Annotated in this window: 21 protein-coding genes; 5 read left to right on the forward strand and 16 right to left on the reverse strand. The window is 42.0% G+C overall.

All coding sequences use genetic code 11. The features are described from left to right. Nucleotides 1-21: 21 nt before the first annotated feature. From proC to ppx, 4 genes are read right to left on the reverse strand one after another with little or no spacing between them, the layout of a single operon-like run. Nucleotides 22-849: a pyrroline-5-carboxylate reductase gene (gene proC, locus FTU92_RS00060; RefSeq protein ID WP_096902428.1), complete on the reverse strand. Its 828-nt coding sequence runs from the start codon at nt 847-849 to the stop codon at nt 22-24. Between the two features lie 30 nt (nt 850-879). After that, on the reverse strand, nt 880-2,226 hold the full coding sequence (gene tilS, locus FTU92_RS00065; protein ID WP_179990638.1) for a tRNA lysidine(34) synthetase TilS: 1,347 nt from the start codon (nt 2,224-2,226) through the stop codon (nt 880-882). Next, on the reverse strand, nt 2,163-2,984 hold the full coding sequence (locus FTU92_RS00070; protein ID WP_004975170.1) for an acetyl-CoA carboxylase carboxyltransferase subunit alpha: 822 nt from the start codon (nt 2,982-2,984) through the stop codon (nt 2,163-2,165). Before FTU92_RS00070 ends, tilS begins: the two co-directional genes overlap by 64 nt. Nucleotides 2,985-3,016: 32 nt before the next feature. Beyond that, nucleotides 3,017-4,537, reverse strand: coding sequence for an exopolyphosphatase (gene ppx / locus FTU92_RS00075; protein WP_004975167.1), 1,521 nt, complete (start codon nt 4,535-4,537; stop codon nt 3,017-3,019). Between the two features lie 271 nt (nt 4,538-4,808). Between ppx and trxA the strand changes: the two genes are divergently transcribed. From trxA to FTU92_RS00090, 3 genes are all read left to right on the forward strand, one after another. Beyond that, nucleotides 4,809-5,135, forward strand: coding sequence for a thioredoxin (trxA, locus tag FTU92_RS00080; RefSeq protein ID WP_004975164.1), 327 nt, complete (start codon nt 4,809-4,811; stop codon nt 5,133-5,135). Nucleotides 5,136-5,471: 336 nt separating this feature from the next. Then, nucleotides 5,472-6,740 carry a transcription termination factor Rho gene (gene rho / locus FTU92_RS00085; RefSeq protein ID WP_004975162.1) on the forward strand — a complete coding sequence of 423 codons (1,269 nt, stop codon included), beginning with the start codon at nt 5,472-5,474 and terminating at the stop codon, nt 6,738-6,740. 421 nt (nt 6,741-7,161) lie between these two features. Further along, entirely contained in the window at nt 7,162-7,461 is a 300-nt protein-coding gene (locus tag FTU92_RS00090) for a hypothetical protein (RefSeq protein ID WP_131260745.1), read from the forward strand. 370 nt (nt 7,462-7,831) lie between these two features. Here the strand turns inward: FTU92_RS00090 and FTU92_RS00095 are convergent, their stop codons facing one another. From FTU92_RS00095 to pheS, 3 genes are all read right to left on the reverse strand, one after another. Then, nucleotides 7,832-8,128 carry an integration host factor subunit alpha gene (locus FTU92_RS00095; RefSeq protein ID WP_004649746.1) on the reverse strand — a complete coding sequence of 99 codons (297 nt, stop codon included), beginning with the start codon at nt 8,126-8,128 and terminating at the stop codon, nt 7,832-7,834. Beyond that, on the reverse strand, nt 8,125-10,506 hold the full coding sequence (pheT, locus tag FTU92_RS00100; RefSeq protein ID WP_104852457.1) for a phenylalanine--tRNA ligase subunit beta: 2,382 nt from the start codon (nt 10,504-10,506) through the stop codon (nt 8,125-8,127). Before pheT ends, FTU92_RS00095 begins: the two co-directional genes overlap by 4 nt. Nucleotides 10,507-10,680: 174 nt before the next feature. Continuing rightward, nucleotides 10,681-11,661 (reverse strand): phenylalanine--tRNA ligase subunit alpha, encoded by a 981-nt coding sequence (gene pheS, locus FTU92_RS00105; protein WP_004975156.1) that lies wholly within the window; start codon nt 11,659-11,661, stop codon nt 10,681-10,683. A 159-nt stretch (nt 11,662-11,820) separates the two neighbouring features. Here pheS and FTU92_RS00110 point away from each other — a divergent pair, with 159 nt between their 5' ends. Continuing rightward, nucleotides 11,821-12,849, forward strand: a complete 1,029-nt coding sequence (locus tag FTU92_RS00110) for a hypothetical protein (protein WP_180062341.1) — start codon at nt 11,821-11,823, stop codon at nt 12,847-12,849. Between the two features lie 292 nt (nt 12,850-13,141). On the opposite strand, the gene rplT is transcribed toward FTU92_RS00110, so the two are convergent. Continuing rightward, on the reverse strand, nt 13,142-13,501 hold the full coding sequence (gene rplT / locus FTU92_RS00115) for a 50S ribosomal protein L20 (RefSeq protein ID WP_004975153.1): 360 nt from the start codon (nt 13,499-13,501) through the stop codon (nt 13,142-13,144). An 11-nt stretch (nt 13,502-13,512) separates the two neighbouring features. Then, entirely contained in the window at nt 13,513-13,707 is a 195-nt protein-coding gene (gene rpmI, locus FTU92_RS00120; protein ID WP_004975152.1) for a 50S ribosomal protein L35, read from the reverse strand. A gap of 340 nt (nt 13,708-14,047) precedes the next feature. On the opposite strand from rpmI, the gene FTU92_RS00125 reads away from it, so the two are divergent. Continuing rightward, nucleotides 14,048-14,806: an energy transducer TonB gene (locus tag FTU92_RS00125; protein ID WP_026438356.1), complete on the forward strand. Its 759-nt coding sequence runs from the start codon at nt 14,048-14,050 to the stop codon at nt 14,804-14,806. A gap of 28 nt (nt 14,807-14,834) precedes the next feature. Here FTU92_RS00125 and FTU92_RS00130 read toward each other — a convergent pair whose 3' ends face one another. The 7 genes from FTU92_RS00130 to FTU92_RS00160 all read right to left on the reverse strand — a co-directional run bounded on the left by FTU92_RS00130 (nt 14,835) and on the right by FTU92_RS00160 (nt 21,633). Beyond that, entirely contained in the window at nt 14,835-15,263 is a 429-nt protein-coding gene (locus tag FTU92_RS00130; RefSeq protein WP_004975149.1) for a YqaA family protein, read from the reverse strand. Between the two features lie 7 nt (nt 15,264-15,270). Then, nucleotides 15,271-15,555: a hypothetical protein gene (locus FTU92_RS00135; RefSeq protein WP_179991363.1), complete on the reverse strand. Its 285-nt coding sequence runs from the start codon at nt 15,553-15,555 to the stop codon at nt 15,271-15,273. Between the two features lie 72 nt (nt 15,556-15,627). Beyond that, nucleotides 15,628-16,245 (reverse strand): glutathione S-transferase N-terminal domain-containing protein, encoded by a 618-nt coding sequence (locus tag FTU92_RS00140; RefSeq protein WP_004975146.1) that lies wholly within the window; start codon nt 16,243-16,245, stop codon nt 15,628-15,630. A 211-nt stretch (nt 16,246-16,456) separates the two neighbouring features. Beyond that, a complete protein-coding gene (gene infC, locus FTU92_RS00145) occupies nt 16,457-17,005 on the reverse strand; it encodes a translation initiation factor IF-3 (protein WP_096902435.1) in 549 nt (182 codons plus the stop codon). Between the two features lie 5 nt (nt 17,006-17,010). Continuing rightward, the gene (gene thrS, locus FTU92_RS00150; RefSeq protein WP_004975142.1) at nt 17,011-18,933 is read right to left on the reverse strand and encodes a threonine--tRNA ligase; all 1,923 of its coding nucleotides are present in this window, start codon (nt 18,931-18,933) and stop codon (nt 17,011-17,013) included. A gap of 188 nt (nt 18,934-19,121) precedes the next feature. Further along, nucleotides 19,122-20,291 (reverse strand): alanine racemase, encoded by a 1,170-nt coding sequence (locus FTU92_RS00155; protein ID WP_178318757.1) that lies wholly within the window; start codon nt 20,289-20,291, stop codon nt 19,122-19,124. A gap of 58 nt (nt 20,292-20,349) precedes the next feature. Further along, nucleotides 20,350-21,633 carry a D-arabinono-1,4-lactone oxidase gene (locus FTU92_RS00160; protein WP_131260750.1) on the reverse strand — a complete coding sequence of 428 codons (1,284 nt, stop codon included), beginning with the start codon at nt 21,631-21,633 and terminating at the stop codon, nt 20,350-20,352. Nucleotides 21,634-21,654 lie beyond the last annotated feature (21 nt).

Genomic DNA, 21,654 nt, shown 5'->3' on the forward strand with positions numbered 1-21,654 from the left:
AAATTCATTGTTTTTCAATAATTAAATACTATCACTCAACTCTTGCGCTAATTCTTGACTACGCGTTTTAGCAGCAGCCAATGCCGCCTGAATATTTTGTGAAATTTGCGCATGATCAAACACTTCAATTGCCGCTTGGGTCGTGCCATTTGGTGAAGTTACATTTTTGCGTAATTCTGCAGGTGTATTCGAGCTGGTAATTGCCATTTGTGCTGCACCCAAAGCAGTTTGTAACGTCAGTGCTGTCGCCACTTTTTCATCTAAACCTAAGTTCTTGCCTGCACGAATCATACTTTCCATCAAATAGAAGAAATATGCTGGCCCTGAACCAGATACTGCAGTCACAGCATCAATTTGCGCCTCAGAGTTTACCCAAATAGTTAAACCTGTCGCTGCCAAAACCTGACTTGCCAATTCACGGTCAGTGCTATTGACCTGTTCGGTTGCATACAAACCATGTGCACCTGTTTGCACCAAAGCAGGCGTATTTGGCATTACCCGCACTACACGTTCTGTACGTAATAACTCAGAAATCGTGGCAATTTCTGCGCCCGCAACAATCGAAATCACCAGCTTATCTTCAAACTGACCGTGCAATGGACGCAATACTTGTGCCAAAACCTGTGGTTTGACTGCAAATACCACAATATCTGCATCTGCAATCGCGGCCAAATTATCCTCAGTGACATGCACATCTTTTTCTTTTAATAATTCACGCACTTGTTCTACAGGGTCTGAAACTGTAATACGGGTTGGCGGCAAACCTCTGGCAATCAAACCACCAATCAAGGCTTGCGCCATGTTGCCACCGCCAATGAAACTAATATTACAATTCAATACTGCACTCATGATTCACGCTCTTCGTTGAGTTCTTTGTCGTTAAGAGACTAAATTCGGTTGCCATCCATCTGCGACACAATAGTCCGACTGTGCAAGCCAAAAGCCTTTGGGGCTAAAAACGCCTAGCATAACATTATCTAGGCTTAATATTTGAATTGTATGACGCGTCCACGGAAAAATTTGTGCTTCCTGAATGGCTTTTTTCAGTGGCCATGTGCCCACCCGACCATACAAATGAATTTTTTCACCACCCAAACGTGGCCGTAAAGTTAACGGACGATTCAGCAAAGTTGCAGATAAACCGACTTTGGCTTGTTGCAGTTGATAACAGCCAGACCACACTTGAAAAGTCTGATCTGCCTGCAAACATAACACTTGTTCTTCTGCCTCAAAATGTTCTGCAGCTAAATACTCCGCTTTCGGCAAACGAAATAATTGTTGCTGATAACGCAGATAATAATAATCCTGACAATGTAATGCCGCTTGTGCATCGGCTTTGGCTTGAATCACCTCACGTTGCAAGCGTTCGACCATATCAAAACTTGGGCGATATTGTGCCTGTCCTTTCATCCATGCCGATAATAGCTGACGTTGCCGTGACAAAGACAATTGTTGTAACTGAATTAAATTCAACTGCGAGTCTGTGCCACATGCAGCTAAATCCTGCGCCAAAACTTCTGCCAAAATGTTTTCAGTATCTTGCATCAAGTTTGCAGTACGCGTCACAGCTTGCTGCATTTTAGGAAAACGCTGTTGCACGACAGGCCACAATATTTCTCTTGCCCAAGCTCGGTCATAATGCACATCCTGATTGCTTGGGTCTTGCACATAATCGAGCTTTAATTCAGCACTCCATTGGCAAATCTGCTCACGCGAAATATCCAATAACGGACGCCAAATACTGATGTCATCACGCACATCGACAGCTTGCATGGCAGCAAGTCCTTGCACACCTGCGCCTGAAAACAAACGCAGCAATACGGTTTCTGCCTGATCTTGCTGATGATGTGCCAACACTAGAACTTCGTTGCTATCTAAGTGCTGCATATAGGCCTGATAACGCGCCTGACGTGCCTGGTTTTCTAAATTACCCTCAGACACATTAACTTTTTGCAACACACACGGTACATTTAAATTCTGGCAGGTGGCTTGCACCAATGCACCCCACTCAGCACTTGAGCTTTGCAATTGATGATCAATGTAAATCGCGCGCACTTTTTCAGGACACAAAAATGACAAAAGATGCAGTAGCAGCATGGAATCCATACCGCCACTACATCCGATTAAAAATTTTGTCTGTGCAGGAAAAGCCTGTAATTGACTTAAGACGCTAGACCTAAATTGTCGCTGCCAAACTTCATTAAACGCTGGTAACGTTCTTCGCATCGTTGTGTTGCATCCATCGCTTGCAATTCATCCAAAGCTTCTTTTAACACATTTTTCAGACTGTGCATGACTTGTTCAGGGTTTAAATGCGCACCCTCACCTTCATCAACCACATATTCTACAATACCAATCTTTTGCAGTTTTTCTGCAGTCAATGCCAATGCTTCACTGGCTTGTTCGGCTTTTTCTGCAGTTTTCCACAGAATAGACGCACAGCCTTCTGGCGAAATAACAGAGTAAATACTGTGTGACAACATCACCACACGGTCAGCCACACCAATACCCAACGCACCGCCTGAACCACCTTCGCCCAATACTGTAGCAATTACAGGTACTTTTAAGTTCGACAGTTGTGCCAAGCTGGTCGCAATCGCTTCTGCCTGACCACGTTCCTCTGCACCTACACCTGGGTATGCACCCATCGTATCAACAAAAGTGAAAACTGGCAGATTAAAACGCTCTGCCATATCCATAAGACGCTGTGCCTTACGGTAGCCTTCTGGATTACACATCCCGAAGTTGTGTTGTAATTTTTCGCGGGTACTGCGACCACGATGTTGACCTATCACCATGACAGGCTGACCATCAAAGCGTGCCAATCCACCGATCATTGCACCATCATCACCAAATAAACGATCGCCATGTAAGGCATCAAATTCAGTGAAAATTTCACCCACATAGTCTAGAAATTGCGGACGTTCAGGATGACGTGCAATTTGCACGGTTTTCCATGCTTTAGATTGAGCAGCTTTTTTCATAAGTCGACTGTTATCCCTAAATTAACCAAATCTTAATCGACAAATTGTTCCGACTGAATATTCAATTCAATGTCCCAATTCTTGAATTGCACTTGTTCATCGTGCAATTCAGCGACAAGCAATGGCCATTGTTTGGCATCACCCGACACGCTGAGCTGCCATTGTTGCGCATTGCGGATGCTTAATTCAATGGCAGGAAGCATCGCATCGCTACGACTTGCGTTGACCAAAACTGCAAGGCGAAGCAACAAACTTAAGTAAACAATTTTATTGCCACCCGCTTTCAGTGCTTCTGTTTTCGCGTCTTGGCGCAACTTTCGACGATGGTTGCCGACCAAATGCGAGAGATAGTTTTGGTCAATTTGTGAGAAACCGGGAATGTCCGAATGTTGCAATAAATATGCACCGTGACGATGATAACTGCTGTGACTGATGGCTAAACCAATTTCATGTAGGTACGCAGCACGACGCAATAAGTCACTATCTTCGTTATTTAATTTTAATGATTCTGCCACGCTGTCAAATAAATGTTGCGCAGTTTTCACCACACGTCCAGCCTGTTTCGGGTCTGAGTTATAACGCCCCATCAAGGCCTGTACACTGCGATCACGAATGTCTTCATGCTGGAAACGTCCCAACAAGTCATACATTACGCCTTCACGCAAAGCCCCATCGGAATACACCAGTTTATCGATATCTAATACATCAAATACCGCATATAAAATTGCCAAACCTGCTGGCAAAACTGCTCGACGGTCTTCTTTTAGACCATCAAATTCCATTTCTGATACGTGTTTAAACTTGAGCAAACGGTCTTTGAGTTTTTCTAAACCTTCACGAGTCAGATTTTCCTGCTCATTGCTCCAGCCCATATTTACCGTAATTTGACGACAGGCTTTAATGGTACCGCTCGAACCTGCAACGGTATCCCAACCTGCTTCTTTATAAGTATTGGCAATCGAATACAGTTCTTTACGCGCTGCAACCACTGCTTTTTCAAAACTGCTCTTGCTAATTTCACCATCGGCAAAATAGGCTTTGGTATAGGCCACACAGCCCATTTGTAAAGATTCGGTATGAATTGGCTCAAATTCTTCGCCAATAATCAACTCTGTCGAACCACCGCCAATGTCAATTACCAAACGACGACCACTATTTGCCATCGTGTGCGATACGCCTAAATAAATTAAACGGGCTTCTTCACGCCCTGCAATAATTTCAATAGGTTTAGGCAAAATTTCTGCGGCTTTTTGAATAAATTCATGTCCATTTTTGGCCTGACGCAATGCGTTGGTTGCCACAATACGCAAACGATTTGACTGCACCGCAGTTAAACGTCCTACAAAACGCGCCAAACATGCCAAACCACGTTGTTGAGCAGCTTCGGTCAAATTCTTATTTTCATCTAAACCTGCGGCCAACTGTACTTTTTCTGACATTGATGCCACTTTTTTTACTTCACCATGATCCACCCGTGCAATTGCCAAGTGAAAACTATTCGACCCCATATCGATGGCTGCGAGTAACTCTTCATCAATTAAAAAATCAGACATTCTTCAAACAAACCTAGACAGAATTGTGCCTAGAGTAATTCACATACACCTAATTTAAAAGCCATTTATCAGCACAATTTGACGACTATTTAAATTTTCTGCATATATGACAATTGTGTTACAGAATTAGCATTTTCGTTTAGCGTTATCGTCACGATCAATTAGACAAATTTGTATTTTGAATGGAAAATCCACAGATTCCCCTACTTTGTTCAAGATGGCTATGTAATACTAACTAAAGCTATCTTAAAAATTATTTGGAGCGTAATCCATGTCTGGCAACATCGTAAACACCACTGATGCAAACTTCGAAGCAGATGTTCTTCAATCGGATACTCCTGTATTGGTTGACTTCTGGGCTGGCTGGTGTGCGCCATGTAAAGCAATTGCACCTGTACTTGAAGTACTTGCAGACGAATACCAAGGCAAAGTTAAAATTGTAAAAGTTGATGTAACCTCTTGCGAACAAACTGCAGTGAACTACAACATCCGTAATATTCCAGCATTATTGATGTTCAAAAATGGTGAAGTGGTTGCACAGCAAGTCGGTGCAGCACCTAAATCTAAATTGACTGCGTTTATTGACGAAAATATCTAAGTCGATTGATCCATCGTCTATTTATAGAGATGATGAAAAAAAATACGCCACGCATTGGCGTATTTTTTTTGCCTACAAATTGACAAGTAGACGTTTCTCTCTTATATTGCATGCTCAGGAAACGCAGGATCTTTCATCCTCTTTCTGAAAAGACACAACACAAAAATGCCGCTCGGCAACAGAAATTGTTTTTCACATTTTTCAATCAAACAATGAATCAGTGCTCTGAATCGTTATTGTGCAAATACAATTGCTTTCATTTTATTGTATGAATGCGGCTAAATGTTGCTCCCTCTCTAACCTGTACCCCAGAATTTTAATTCTATCAGAACCTCTATGAATTTAACCGAACTCAAGAAAAAACCGATTGGCGAACTCATCAAGATTGCCGAGTTTATGGGCCTTGAAGGAATGGCGCGTAACCGCAAGCAAGACATTATTTTTGCCATCTTAAAGCGCCATGCCATGAATGGTGAAGAGATTTTTGGTGATGGCGTTCTAGAAATTCTCTCTGATGGTTTTGGTTTCTTACGCTCAGCTGCAGGTTCATACCTTGCTGGCCCAGATGATATTTATGTCAGCCCTTCGCAAATTCGTCGCTTTAACCTGCGCACGGGTGACACCATTACAGGTACGATTCGTCCACCAAAAGAAGGCGAACGTTATTTTGCTTTGCTCAAAGTCAATCAAATTAACTATGACACCCCTGAAAATTCACGTAATAAAATCTTATTTGAAAACTTAACCCCGCTTTTCCCAACAGAACAGTTGGTGATGGAGTTAGGTAATGGAACAACTGAAGACTTAACTGCACGTGTGGTAGATTTGGTTGCGCCAATTGGTAAAGGTCAGCGTTCAATTATTGTGGCTCCGCCTAAAGCGGGTAAAACCATGTTGCTACAAAACATCGCTCAGTCGATTGTTCGTAACAACCCAGAAGTGTTCTTGATTGTACTTCTCATTGATGAACGCCCTGAAGAAGTGACTGAAATGGAACGCACCGTGCGCGGTGAAGTGATTGCATCAACATTTGATGAGTCACCTGCTCGTCACGTTCAAGTTGCAGAAATGGTCATTGAAAAAGCCAAGCGTTTAGTTGAACATAAAAAAGACGTGGTGATTTTACTGGATTCGATTACCCGTTTGGCACGCGCCTACAACACTGTCGTACCTTCTTCAGGCAAGGTTTTAACAGGTGGTGTTGATGCGCACGCTTTAGAACGTCCAAAACGCTTCTTTGGTGCTGCACGTAATATTGAAGAAGGTGGTTCTCTAACCATTATTTCAACTGCACTGATTGAAACTGGCAGTAAAATGGATGAAGTGATTTACGAAGAGTTTAAAGGTACAGGCAACCAAGAGATTACCTTAGACCGTCGTATTGCAGAAAAACGTGTTTTCCCTGCCATGAACATCAAAAAATCAGGTACACGTCGTGAAGAGCGCTTAATGAGTGAAGATAATTTGCGTAAAGTTTGGATTTTGCGTAAATTGTTACACACTCAAGATGAATTGGCAGCAATGGAATTCTTGCTTGATCGCATGAAAGAAACCAAAACTAATGACGACTTCTTTGATCAAATGAAACGTAAAGCAGCCAATTAAACGGCTATAAATATTAGAACACCTAAAAAAGTCATCTTAAAACGATGGCTTTTTTATTTGGTTGACAAAATTTACATAAAGACACAATTGCACGCGGTATATGTAAACTTATTTTTAAGTAAATGATTATAAAAAAATATTTAGTAAAAACCTTTTAGTTTTTAGCCAGTTACCGTGCAACTCTCCAATCTAAAATGCCAAATTAATTGTTATTTTCTGTTAAAAAAGCACGTATTTTTCGCGTTTTTTTGCCTTTTTTTCAATCAACCTAGTAGCAATTCAAAAAGCGCAGTGATAGCATATTCGCAGACCAGTTAGACTGCGCCTGCGTTGTTAGTGCCTAACAAAATTTAGGAATAATAAAAGCATACAACAGACTAACGTCGGTTTTTTTTAATCTCATATTTTAGAGAGTGATGCCATGTTATTCAAAAAAATCGCTATTGCTGCTGCAGTTGCTACTACTTTAGCTTTCGTTGGTTGTGCTAAAAAAACTGAAGAAGCTGCTGCTGACGCTAACGCTGCTGCATCTGAAGCTGTTGTAGCTGCATCTGAAGCTGAAGCTGCTGCTGACGCTGCTGCTGTAGAAGTTGCTTCTGGCGCTGAAGCTGCTGTAGACGCTGCTACTGATGCTGCTGACACTGCTGCTGCTGCTGCAACTGACGCTGCTGATGCTGCTGTAGACGCTGCTGCTGCTGCTTCTGAAGCTGCTGCTCAATAATCGATACGATTATGCAGTACAAAAAGAGAGCCGATGGCTCTCTTTTTTATTTCTGAATGTTTTGTCTAAAATTTATTTTACTCAGCACAATATCTCCAAATCGCTCAATCCATCTTTTTCAAGTAGATGATTCAGCATATAAAAGCATTTAACCAAAACACTTAACCCCATTCGGCATTTATTTCGATATAACCTTTTGGTTTCTCATCTCCACGCTCAATTCTTAGGTAGCGTCTTGTTCAGCTCTACAGTGTTTTCATTCATATCCATAGTTTGATTCAAGTCTCTCAATTGCAAGATCAATCACTATGTCTTGCTAAATCACAGCGTCTTTCTAAAATCTCTTATAAAAAGCATAAAAAAAAGCAGATCAATCGATCTGCTCATTTCCCACACGCTGGCGGAATTTCTGCCCTGCGCGGAATGTGACTACACGGCGGGCTGAAATTGGAATTTCTTCGCCTGTTTTCGGGTTGCGACCAGGTCGTTGACGTTTATCACGTAACTCGAAGTTCCCAAACCCTGAAAGTTTAACTTGCTCGCCAGAGATCAGTGCTTGGCTGATCTCATCAAAAAATAACTCGACCATTTGTTTCGCTTCACGGCGGTTTAAACTCGTGAGCTCACTTAAATGATCAGCCATTTCTGCTTTTGTTAATGCTGTCATGAAGCCCTCAATGTCGCTTGGTAAGTGTTTTCCAACACTTGCAGAATGTTATCCATACCAGATTTAATTTCAGCATCTTCAAGTGTACGTGTTGGATGTTGCCATAACAGAGCAAAAGCCAAAGAACGCTTGCCTTGTTCAACACCTTGTCCAGTATACACATCGAATAACCAAGTTGAGTCTAACAGCGCTCCACCCGTTTTTTCAATAAGTTGCTGAATTTCGCTTACATTTATCTTATCACTAATTAAAAGCGCAATATCACGTCTAACCGATGGAAAACGTGATAATTCTGTAAAATTAGATACATAAGTTTGCAAAACTGCTGTTTGATCGAGTTCTGCTACCCAAGCCGTGCCTAAATCCAGCTCATCTTCTAAAGATGGATGTAAACGACCAAAGTAACCAATAGACTGACCATCTACCAAAATTTCAGCAGATTGTCCAGGATGCAACCAAGTACGCTCTGAACGAACATACTCTACCTGCACACGACCTGCAGCTAAAATTTCTTCAATATCGCCTTTAAAATCGAAGAAATCCATAGGCTGAGCTTTAGCATGCCAAGATTCTGCATGTTTAGCACCCACCGCAATCAATGCCAAAGTTGGAATTTGCTTCAAGTCATGAATGCTTGCTGCATGTTGATAATCAAAACGTAAACCCAACTCAAAGAAACGCACACGGTTTTGTTGACGATTCACGTTGTACTGAACGCATGGAATTAAGCTGGATAACAACGTTGAGCGCATTACTGCCAAATCGCTTGAAATTGGATTCGCCAATGCCAACGGATTCACTGCAGGGTTTAATTGTTTTTCCAATTTTGCATCGGCAAAGCTAAAACTAATTGCTTCTTGATAACCTAAAGTCACTGCGGTTTGACGTAATTGCGCAACTTCAAACTGATCTTGGTATTTTGCTAATTGCACATCAATCACAGGCAAACTGATTTGAATGTTGTCATAACCGTGAATACGAGCAACTTCTTCAATTAAGTCTTGGTAAATTGCCATATCAAAACGATGTGATGGTGGTACAACGCTCCACTGACCTTCAGCTTGAACAGTAACTTCGCAGCCTAAACGAGTTAAAGCATCGGCAATAAATGTAGCATCAACGTGATAACCCAAGAGCTGATCGACTTGCGCTTGATTTAACGCAATTGCTTCACGTGTTGGCAATTGTGCTGCTTGTTCTGCCACTGTAATTGGACCAAATTCGCCGCCAGCAAATTCTGCAATCAGTTGTGATGCACGGTTCATCGCCAATAATGGCAATTCAAAATCGACACCACGTTCATAACGCTGTGAGGCATCGGTATGCAAACCATAACGACGTGCACGACCTGCGATATGCAATGGTGCAAAGAAAGCGGATTCAAGGAAAATTTCTGTGGTTTCATCACTTACCGCAGAAGATAAACCACCCATGATGCCCGCCATCGCCAATACTTTTGCGTCATCGGCAATCACCATCACATCATCTTGCAGCTCAACTTCTTGCTCGTTTAACAGCACCAATTTTTCTGCTGCAGTCGCTTGACGAACTTGAATGCCACCTTGAATTTTAGCACCATCAAAAGCGTGCATTGGCTGACCCAATTCAATCAAGACATAGTTGGTAATATCAACCAAAATACTGTGCTGACGGATACCTGAACGTGCCAACGCGCGCTCCATCCACTCAGGTGTAGCGGCTTTGGTATTTACATTTTTAATCACACGACCTAAATAACGTGGGCAGCCTTCCGTCAAACTTTGTACAGTTTTTTCATCCTGAATAGTTGCCGCTACTGCCTGAATGTCAGGTGTATTCACTGGCAATTGGTTAATCACCCCAATTTCACGGGCAATACCACGAATACTGAAACAATCACCACGGTTTGGAGTAATACTGATATCAATGACATGGTCATCTAGATCAAGATATTCACGTACATTCACACCTACAGGTGCATCTGCAGGCAGTTCCAATAAACCATCAAGTTTATCTTCAAGGTCAATTTCTGATGCGCCGCAGAGCATCCCTTGTGATTCCACACCACGCAGTTTGCCTTTTTTGATTTTAAAGTCGCCTGGCAATACCGCACCAATGGTTGCCACAGGTGCTTTCATACCTACACGCACGTTTGGCGCACCACACACAATCTGCAACGGCTCACCTGAACCAATATTTACCGTAGTCACACGTAAACGATCTGCATCTGGATGCTGTTCAACCGTTAAGACTTCACCCACCACAACGCCTGTAAATGGCTTTGCTGCTGGTGACATATCATCAACTTCTAGACCCAGCATCGTGAGTTGATTCGATAAAGTATCGCTGTCAATGGCTGGGTTAACCCACGTGCGTAGCCAATTTTCGCTAATTTTCATACATTCATTTCCTGAATCTCCCCTAACCCCTCTTTAACAAAGAGGGGAATTCCCACACTTCTATTTATTTCGCGTAAGTCCCCCTTTTACAAAGGGGGATTTAGGGGGATTTTTAAAATTTAAAAATAATCTCTTTTCCCTCTCCTAATTTTAGGAAAGGTTGTTTAAAAAGTTTTAAGCAAACTGGCGCAAGAAACGCACATCATTTTGGTAGAACATACGCAAGTCATTGATGCCATAACGCAACATCGCAAAACGCTCTACCCCTAAACCGAAGGCAAAACCTTTATATTTTTCTGGATCAATGCCTGAAGCGCGTAACACATTTGGATGCACCATACCGCAGCCCAAAACTTCCAACCAGCGACCACGTTCATCCATAATATCCACTTCGGCACTTGGCTCTGTGAATGGGAAATAAGATGGGCGGAAACGTACTTTTAAGTCTTTTTCAAAGAATTCATTTAATAAGTTAATCAACAAACCTTTGAGTTCTGCAAAACTGGTATTTTCTGCGACGTATAAGCCTTCAATTTGATGGAACATTGGTGAGTGTGTTTGGTCTGAGTCGCAGCGATACACACGACCTGGACAAACAATACGAATAGGCGGCTGTTGATTTTCCATGGTGCGAATTTGTACGCCCGACGTGTGGGTACGCAATAAATGATTCACATCAAAATAGAAAGTATCGTGCATGGCACGCGCAGGGTGATGTCCTGGAATATTCAACGCTTCAAAGTTGTGATAGTCATCTTCAACTTCTGGGCCCGTTGCCACGGTAAAACCTGCTTTGGTAAAGAATTGGCAAATACGTTCCTGTACCTGCGTAACTGGGTGAATACTGCCGATGCTTTGACCACGACCTGGCAAAGTAATATCAACGGTTTCATTCGCCAGTTTTTGTGCCAAAGCCGCTTGTTGTAATTCAGTTTGACGCGCAGTTAATGCCGCATTGATTGCTTCACGCACAGCATGAATTTGTGCACCAAATTCTTTACGCTGTTCAGGGTCCATTTTACCCAGTGCTTTGGATTGTTCCGCAAGCTGGCTTTTTTTCCCCGTAAATTGCACTCGCACCTGGTCGAGTGTAGCAAGGTCCTCTGCTGCTGCAATTGCAGCGAGCGCTTCATTGGTCAGGGCTTCCAGTGACATAGTAACTCTCAAAAGCAACAATTTAGAAATAATTTAAAAACCCCGTATTCTAACAGTTTTTAGTCGCTTTGATGAAGCTTCGATGTAATGAAAATTAGATTAGCATCTTGAAATACAAAAAGTATAAGATAAAGCCAATCACCACGAGATCTCAACATTATGGCGCTCGATCAGATTTGGAAACAGCAACTTGCCCTTGTGACTTATGGCAATGAATATTTGGCTCAAGATTTAAGTTTTAATCATTGGCTCAAGCATCAAGTGTTTAACCAGCATCAAATTCAGTTTCGTGATTTATTGTCACAACATTTACTGGCACAACACTTTCAAATCTGGTTAGAGCATCTTAAACAACAAGGTGTGCGACGTTTAAGCCTACATCAGGCAAGTATTTTAAATGATGAAAAAAACCCCAATCCAAATGTAGAGTTATTGCCTTTTGCACACTTTATTGTGAGTCACGAGGCACAGCACAAATCTGCTTGGATTTTCGGAAAAGAGCTTGCAGAATGGTATACCGCAGAACAAGATTATATGGCGCCTGTTTCCCAACAGAGCGAGCTACGTCAAGAAGTCATGTGGCGTTATCAATTAAATCACAAACTTGCCAGACAGCTCGATACAGATTTTGCCTCTCCAAACTGGGATGAAATTGATCGCTTTATTCGCTCCGAGTTATTTTTAAATCCTTGTGCTACAGAGTTTGTTGAACCAGAGCAAAGCGCTAAACCTTATTTCGGTGTAGATCTTACTCAAAACGCAACTGAAAGCATGTACCCAACTTTGGCGTTAATTCCCGCAGACTACCCTGCTGCCTATGCACATCAGATGCTGTATCGTTTAGATGCACTGGATCAATTCATCCAGAATAAAATCCAGCATCCTTATCATGCCGATGGCACAGAACTTGAACCAAGCGAACAACTCAATTTACGTCATTTTTCTCAGAAACTTGAAGATTTACACGCCAAATTTATCACTAAGGTGGCAAACCATTATAAGACCGCACAGCTCACGCCAGTGCAAACACCTGATCCTTTTGAATCAACGCCTAGCCAAGTACAAAACATCGCTTCACCACAAATACCAACACCTGCAGCTACGCATAAAGTGGGTACATCTGCCGTGATTAAACTGATTTTAATGACTGTGGTTATTTGTGCAGCTGCCTATTATTTTGGTTTATAAGCTTAGGGGCTGTTGACAATTCGTCTATGTTTGCGACAACGCATATTTTTTAGCTGATATAAGGCATGGGACAGGAAATTTAGTCATTCTAAATGACCGGCACATAACGCAATAGCAGCAAAAAATATGCTTGTCCTTCGCTGCGCCTTCCGCTGCAAACAAAGCAGTGCTTGTTTTTGCTCAGGCTGTGGCTAAAAATTTCTCAGATTGAGTTATGAAACTTGGCAGAGACCCTAAATTTCAGGCATAAAAAAAGACCGCAAATGCGGTCTTTCTTTTAAGTCATAAAGACTTATGCAGCTAATGCATCTTTAGCTTTTGTAGCTAAAGCAGCAAATGCAACTGCGTCATGCATAGCGATGTCAGCAAGTACGCGACGGTCGATAATCACTTGTGCTTTTTTCAAGCCAGCGATCATACGGCTGTACGATAAACCATTTTGACGAGCGCCCGCATTGATACGCGCAATCCATAAAGCACGGAATTGACGTTTCTTTTGACGACGGTCACGGTAAGCGTATTGACCTGCTTTGATTACCGCTTGGAACGCTACGCGATATACGCGTGAACGAGCACCATAGTAACCTTTAGCACGAGCAAGAATTTTTTTATGACGGCGATGAGCCTGTACACCACGTTTTACACGAGCCATTTATAATCTCCTTAGATGTATGGGCACATAGCACGAACAGCAGCAACGTCACTCACGTGAACCATTACACAGCCGCGCAATTGACGGATACGTTTAGCAGATTTTTTGGTCAAAATGTGGCGTTTGAACGCTTGTTTACGCTTGAAACCGTTAGCAGTCGCTTTGAAACGTTTAGCTGCACCACGGCGAGTTTTTAACTTAGCCATAACAACCTCTTTAAACACCTGTTCGGCACGTCTGCACCATTGCAAAAACGACCTGCAGGTAAGGGAGCGAGTATTCTAAAGCATCTTTGCTTAAAACAAAAGCATATTGGCTAAATAAAAAATGATCATTACCTCACTCATTTGCCGTAATTCAACTCAGGAAAAAATACTGGAATTGTGAACACCCACTACAATTCAAAATAAAGCTAAAGCTCTGTCAAAAATTGTGCAGATCAACACCCTAAAAACTTGCAATAAGTTGCGGATTACCCTTGCGATTATCCACAATTCCATCAATACTTCGCCTCGTCTTGTGTGAGATAAAAAAGACCGTAATATGATGAAAACATCTTTATATATAACTCTATTGCTTGGACTCAGTGCGACGCATCTTTTTGCAAAACCACCGCAGCAGAAATCGACACCAAAAGCCACACTCGAAGTACAAAAAAGTGCTGCCTTGCCTGCTCATCTCACCACACGCTTAGCATGGCGCAAGTTTCCACAACCCAAATATAAAAATGAAGATTTAAATCAACAAAACCGAGCTGCAATTGTGCGTATTTATGCAGATGAAACCGGCAAAATCAGTCAAGCCACTATTCAAGAAAGTACAGGGCTGAAAAAATTAGATGATGCCTTATTACAAGCGGTTCGCACTGCTGAAATTCAACCGACCTATGTAGAAGATACTGCCGTACCGACCATTGGTTTTCAAAGCTTTAATTTAAGATTTCAGGATAACCAGCACGAAGATTGCCAGTTTGATTTTCAATCTAAACAATGGTTAGCACAGCAACAACAGCAAAAAGTTCAATTTAAGTATCGTAGTCAACCACAATTAAACTTAAGTGCGGAAGATTTAAAAAATCACTCACGTAAGTTAAAGTTTCAATTCAAAGTAAATAAGCATGGCGAAGTGAAACGTGTGAAATTGACACAAGGTTCGGGACAATACGCACTTGATCAACAAGTTTTAGCTGCAGTGAAAGCTGCTCAAGTAGATGTACCGCGTCAATTTTGGCTGTATAAAAAGTCAAAATTAAAAGATGAAATTTATTTTGATTTAAACACGTGTGATGCTCAAGAACAGTCATAAGTGTCTATAAATAATAGGGGTTGCTTGCTTAAACCCATGTATAAACAAAATAAATAAACAGATAACGCCCGATTTTGGCTAGACTCACCATCAACACAAAACGGGCAAAATGTTCTTTCATTAAACCTGCAATCAGCGTAATTGGATCACCAATAATCGGCACCCAACTGAGCAGTAAAGACCAAAACCCATATTTGGCGTAGGTGTGCTGTGCTTTTTCTAATTGTGTAGCCGAAACAGGAAACCACTTTTTATCTTTATAATGTTCGATCTTGAGTCCCAAATACCAGTTCACACAAGAACCTAAAATATTGCCTAGACTGGCAATGCTAATCAGCCAAATGGGTGCATAGCTGCCTTCATATAACAGCCCCAACAACACAGCTTCGGACTGTAAAGGCAATAAAGTTGCCGCACCAAATGCAGATAAAAATAAACCAAACAGCGTCCAAAGCATAGACGATTTAAAGCCCTAAAGCCTGCTTGGTTTTACGATATTCCCAGCTCGCCCAAAAAATACTAAGCAAAATAAGTGCCGCACGTGCCCATGTATAACGCTGAGTAACAGGCTCAATCGCAGCACGTAAAACCTGTTGATCTGTGCTATTTAAAGCCGCAATCATATTCTGCACATGAAATGCTTCGATCACAAATAAGATCAAGCAAGACACAATGCCCAAAATAATGCTCCAATACACTTTGGCATTTTGCTCAACAATCTTGGTAAAGTTTAAAAAAAATTCTTGCATAGCTCATCCAATAAAAAAGCCACCTGAAAAAGTGAGGTATCAGGTGGCTGGCATCTTAGCATAAAAGTAGATTTAAACTTGAATCGCGAGTGCTTTCTGCACTGCAGGGCGCGCAGTCAGCCGTGTAATATAGTCTTGTACATACGGATAATCTTCCAGCGAAATATTTTGCCAGTCATGACGTAACGCCCACGGCAAAATAGCCATATCAGCAATTGAATATTCGCCCGCCACGTACTTTTGCCCCATCAACTGCTTATTTAACACGCCATACAAACGCTTGGATTCATTGATATAGCGTTCAATCGCATAAGGAATTTTCTCTGGTGCATAACGGCTAAAATGATGATTCTGTCCTAACATTGGACCAAAACCACCCATTTGCCACATGAGCCACTGCTCTACTTCAACACGCTCCTGTTCATCGGTAGGATAAAACATGCCAGTTTTGCGCCCTAGATATTGCAAAATTGCACCCGACTCAAACACAGAGATTGGCTCACCACGCGGACCGTTCTGATCGACAATTGCAGGAATTTTATTATTGGGCGAAATTTTTAAAAAATCTGGCTGAAATTGATCATCTTCTGAAATATTGATGGGGAAAATTTGATATTCCAAACCCATTTCTTCAAGTGCAATACTAATTTTATGACCGTTGGGGGTGCCCCAATAATAAAGATCAATCATGTTTTATCCTTCATTACTTTTTTTGCTTTTTGACCAGCATTCTTCTACTGCGGTTTTAGTTATAGCATGTTTTTAAGCGTTTGTTGCGTGTCGCTGCGTAGAGTTTTTTTATCGAATGGCATATCTCATAAACATGAAACATAGATGCTCACTTTCATCACGCAAAAAAAAGCACCGCCAAGGTGCAGTGCTTCTTTTGTTCAAGATGGGATTACTTTTTCTTTTTAGGACCAAGCAACATACCCATTTGACGACCTTCCATTTTTGGTGCTTGTTCAACTACACCATATTCAATTACATCTGCTTCAACTTTTTGCAATTGAGCCAAACCTAACTGTTGGTGAGCCATTTCACGACCACGGAAGCGTAAAGTGATTTTTACCTTGTTCCCTTCTTCAAGGAATTTGATAATTGCACGTAATTTTACGTTGTAATCACCAACATCAGTCGCAGGGCGGAGCTTGATTTCTTTCACCTGTACTTGATGCTGTTTTTTCTTCGCTTCTTTCTGCTTTTGCTTTAGATCAAACAAATGCTTGTTAAAGTCCATGATTTTGCACACCGGTGGTTCGGCATTTGCCACAATTTCCACCAAGTCAAGGTCAACGCTTTCTGCTGCGCGTAATGCATCAGCCAAGCTTACAATACCTTTTTGCTCACCATTTTCGTCTACAAGACGGACTTCTTTTGCACGAATTTCATCATTCAAAGCAGGACGGTTAGATTTTCCGCCCTGTTGATTACGGTCAGGCTGTTTAATCGCTGTTACTCCACAATATACCGGCCGCGTTCTGCGACGGCTGTTTTCACTAGGTCAATGAAAGCATCAATTGACATAGTACCCAAATTTGTTCCTGAGCGAGTACGGACGTTTACCGTTCCTTCTTCCACTTCACGGTCCCCAAGTACCAGTAAGTATGGAATACGCTCTAATGTACGCTCACGAATCTTAAAGCCGATTTTCTCATTTCTCAAGTCAGAAATAGCACGAATACCGTTTTCTTTAAGTTTTGCGACGACCTGTTCACTTGCAGCAGCTTGTGAATCGGTAATATTCATGACACAAGCTTGCACTGGCGCTAACCATGGTGGCATAAAGCCTGCATAGTGCTCAATAAGTATACCAATAAATCGTTCAAAGCTGCCAAGAATTGCGCGGTGCAACATTACAGGCTGATCACGATCATTGTCTTCAGTGACATAAGATGCCTCTAAACGCTCAGGCAAGTTAAAGTCACACTGAATTGTACCACATTGCCACACACGACCTAAGCAGTCTTTCAGTGAGAATTCAATTTTCGGGCCGTAGAACGCACCTTCACCCGGTTGTAACTCCCATTCCAGACCTGCAGCATCCAAGGCATCAGCCAAAGATTTTTCTGCCATATCCCAAAGTGCATCATCTCCCACACGTTTTTCAGGACGTGTAGACAGTTTCATTTGCACCTCTTCAAAACCGAAATCTTTATAAACATCTAAAGTCAGTTTGATGAAGTCTGCAACTTCTGGCCCAATTTGTTCTTTGGTACAGAAAATGTGGGCATCGTCTTGAGTAAAGCCACGTACGCGCATAATGCCGTGCAGTGAACCTGATGGCTCGTTACGGTGACATGAACCAAATTCTGCCAGACGAATTGGCAAATCACGATATGACTTTAGCCCTTGGTTAAAGACTTGTACGTGACATGGGCAGTTCATTGGTTTTACTGCATAGTTACGGTTTTCAGAATGGGTGGTAAACATATTGTCTGCGTAGTTGGCAGCATGTCCTGATTTTTCCCATAGCGTGAAATCGACCACTTGCGGGGTACGAATTTCTAGGTAACCGTTGTCTTGTTGTACTTTACGCATGTATTGCTCAAGTACTTGGTAAATCGTCCAACCATTTGGATGCCAAAACACCATGCCCGGCGCTTCTTCCTGCATGTGGAACAAGTCCAAAGCTTTACCAATTTTACGGTGGTCACGCTTTTCTGCTTCTTCAATACGTTTGATATACGCCGCGAGCTGCTTTTTGTCTGCCCAAGCCGTACCATAAATACGTTGTAACTGTTCGTTTTTCGCATCACCGCGCCAGTAAGCGCCAGAAATTTTGGTGAGTTTGAACGACTTTAAGAATTTAGTGTTTGGAACGTGTGGACCACGGCACATATCCAAATAGTCTTGATGATAGTACAAACCCATTTGAGTTTCGTTTGGCATGTCTGCAATCAAACGTAATTTATATTCTTCGCCACGCGCTGTGAATTCTGCAATTACTTCATCACGCGGGGTCATTTTTTTCACAACATCATAATCTTGGTCGATGAGCTTTTTCATACGCTCTTCGATTGCTGCCAAATCATCTAACGTAAATGGACGAGGCATCCAGATGTCATAGTAGAAACCTTCTTCAATGACAGGGCCAATCACCATTTTCGCTTCAGGGAAAAGCTGTTTTACCGCATGCCCCACTAAGTGCGCACATGAGTGACGGATAATCTCTACGCCTTCTTCATCTTTAGGCGTAATAATTTGTAGGGTTGCATCTTCGGTAATTAAATCGCAGGCATCGACCAAACGATCATTCACACGTCCAGCAACTGTATTTTTGGCAAGACCCGGACCGATGCTTTGAGCAACTTCCATCACAGATACGGCTTGATCAAACTGTTTTTGATCGCCATTTGGCAAAGTGATAATAGGCATAGATAAAAATCCTTAAGGAGTGATGCCCCGTACCATGGAGCATATCACCGCGAGATTATGATTAAGGGAGACCCTCAAAAGATAAAAACGGTGTATAAATAAAAAGCGCCTTAAATTTTACACGGCTTGCGTACAGGTTTAAACCTTTGTGTACTAAAAAAGCCAAAGAATCGGCATTTCAGCTGTTTTTATTCCCTAAAGGTTGCCCACGGCGTGAATTGTCCATGTTGATAGGCATACACCGCTTCAAACTGTGGCAACACCGCCTCACTCTGTTGCGGGCGTAAAAATACATAATCATCTATTTGGATGCGATGCTGTTTGGGTACTTGAATCAACTCTTGATTGCTACTGCGTCCGTATAAAGCATGTGGATGACTGCTCTCAGGATAAACATAATCTGCCATCCAATAGCCACCATAAACAAAAACGGCTTGATTGGATTGTGGCAAATAGGACTGCAAACGATCTAAGCCTGGCACTTGTACCGCAGCCAATACCTTTAAAACAGGTGTTGCAATCCACAAAGCCGATTGCAAATCTGACAAGATTTTTAAATCAAAATCACTGGGTTTAAGCAACATCGAACCAAAAGCCAGATCATTACATTCACTGTGCTGACAATGCTGCATAAATGTCAGGCTACCACCACCGTTAAAACACAAGTCATCCTGCCACAACTTTGGAAAATGATGCTGAATCAGTTGTTTATAATTTCTATATTGCTGCTGTGAGTGTTGATAGGCTTTGGCTTGTGCATGAAATACATTTGGTAATTTCACCACATGCGCATCGTACCCCATCAAACCTGACAGTTTTAAATGTTGTGGATGCTGCTGAATCAATTCCAGCATTTGCATAAATCCAGCATGATCTTGCGCCCCACCACGATGCAAACCGATATCAATTTCAAGATTAATATTCAAACAAAGCTGGCGTTGTTGTGCCAAATGTAAATACTGTTGTAAACGTGCAGGTTGATCAACCAACCATTGTAAATGCAATTGGATATTCTCAGCAGACGCCATCACCTGCTGATAAAAAGCATCTACCGCACGTATTGGCATTGGCTTGCCAAACAGTACATCTGCTTGTGGAAAGTGCTGCATCACTTCATACAAATGTGGCAGATGAAACAACATAAAACGCTGCGTATTCAGACTTTGGCTTGCGTGTTGCAATATCTCCAAACACGCTAGCGATTTCACCACCAGTCGTGGTTGCAACCGTGCAGGCAAATGGGCTGCAACATAATCCAAGTTATGCTGAAAACGTGCCATATCCACAATCAGTTGCGGTGTTCCTGTACCCTGTTGCTGCAAACTGTGGGTGAGTTGCTGAAAATAATCACTTTGCATGTCACGCTCCCTAATTGAATGCTCTTATTTTGCGATTGCTTGAGTTGTTTATTGAACATCACGCTGCACTCAAACTTGGAATCGTGAAAATTTGTCTTAAATATGGATTAATCCATTTTTGCTGTGGATCAAGCTGCTCACGAAGTTGCATAAAATCATCCCATTTTGGATATAACTCACGTAATTGATCCGCTTGCATACTGTGCAATTTGCCCCAATGTGGACGTCCCTGATATTTTTGTAAAATCGGTTCGACCCATTTAAAAATATGTTGGCAATCTTGTTTATAAAATTGGTGGATTGAAATAGACACCGAATCCCGTCCATAAAAAGGACTCAGCCAAATATCATCGCCTTTGACATAGCGAAACTCGATTGGGAAAAACATGGCGACACGCTGTTGTTTCAAAACCGCCAATAATTCTTCTAAACACGCCAAACCTTGCTCGGCAGGCAATTGGTATTCCATTTCGTTAAATTTGGTATTGCGTGGCGTTGGGAAAATTTGACTTGACCAATCGACATGAGTACTCGGTTTGATAAACACGCCCAACAAAGATTGTAAATACGGATTTAACTGTGGAAAAACACGGGTTATTTCCGAACAAAAATTTAATAAACGGTCTTCTGATAACCAATGTTGCGGACGAGGATCCGTCAATCCTCGGCTCTCATCTAAGGTTTTTAAAATCACCTGATCACTGTGTAAAAATGCCCAAAACTCAATATGGCGATGTTGATGCTTCCAACGGTCTATATATTGATAAATATCACTCAAGGCACATAAACGTAGCTGCTCTTTGAGTTTATAGCGCGAACGGTTTTGTAAAGTGATTTTGGTCATCACCCCAAAACTGCCCAGCGCGACCCGACCTGCCTGAAAAATTTCAGCATTGTGTTCAGGTGAACATTGCAACACCTCACCCTCTGCTGTGAGCAGTTCAAAATCAGTCACCAAAGCCGATAGACAAGGTAAATCCACACCTGTGCCATGTGTTCCTGTTGCAACCACACCTGCCAAACTCTGATGATCAATATCGCCCTGATTTTGCAGCGCCTGATGAATCGGTGCTAGACATTCACCCAGTTTGTACAGCCGAGTCCCTGCATGTAAGGTGCATTGCTGCTTTTGTGCATTAAATTGATGCACCCCCTGAATATGATCTAAATTCACCATCACATCATCGGTTGTGGCTAAGGGGCTAAAGGAATGCCCTGCTCCGACCATTCTAATTTTGTCGTGCTTTCGCACAATTTTTTTCAGTTCATCTACATTTTTCGGCTGTAAAAAGTCTGGATAGGCTGTTTGCTTTCCAGACCAGTTACTCCAACGCTGTTTCATAATCCTTCCTTTTTCTGCGTG

Origin of the sequence: Acinetobacter sp. YH12205 (assembly GCF_013418125.1) — a bacterium.
Lineage (GTDB): Bacteria > Pseudomonadota > Gammaproteobacteria > Pseudomonadales > Moraxellaceae > Acinetobacter > Acinetobacter towneri.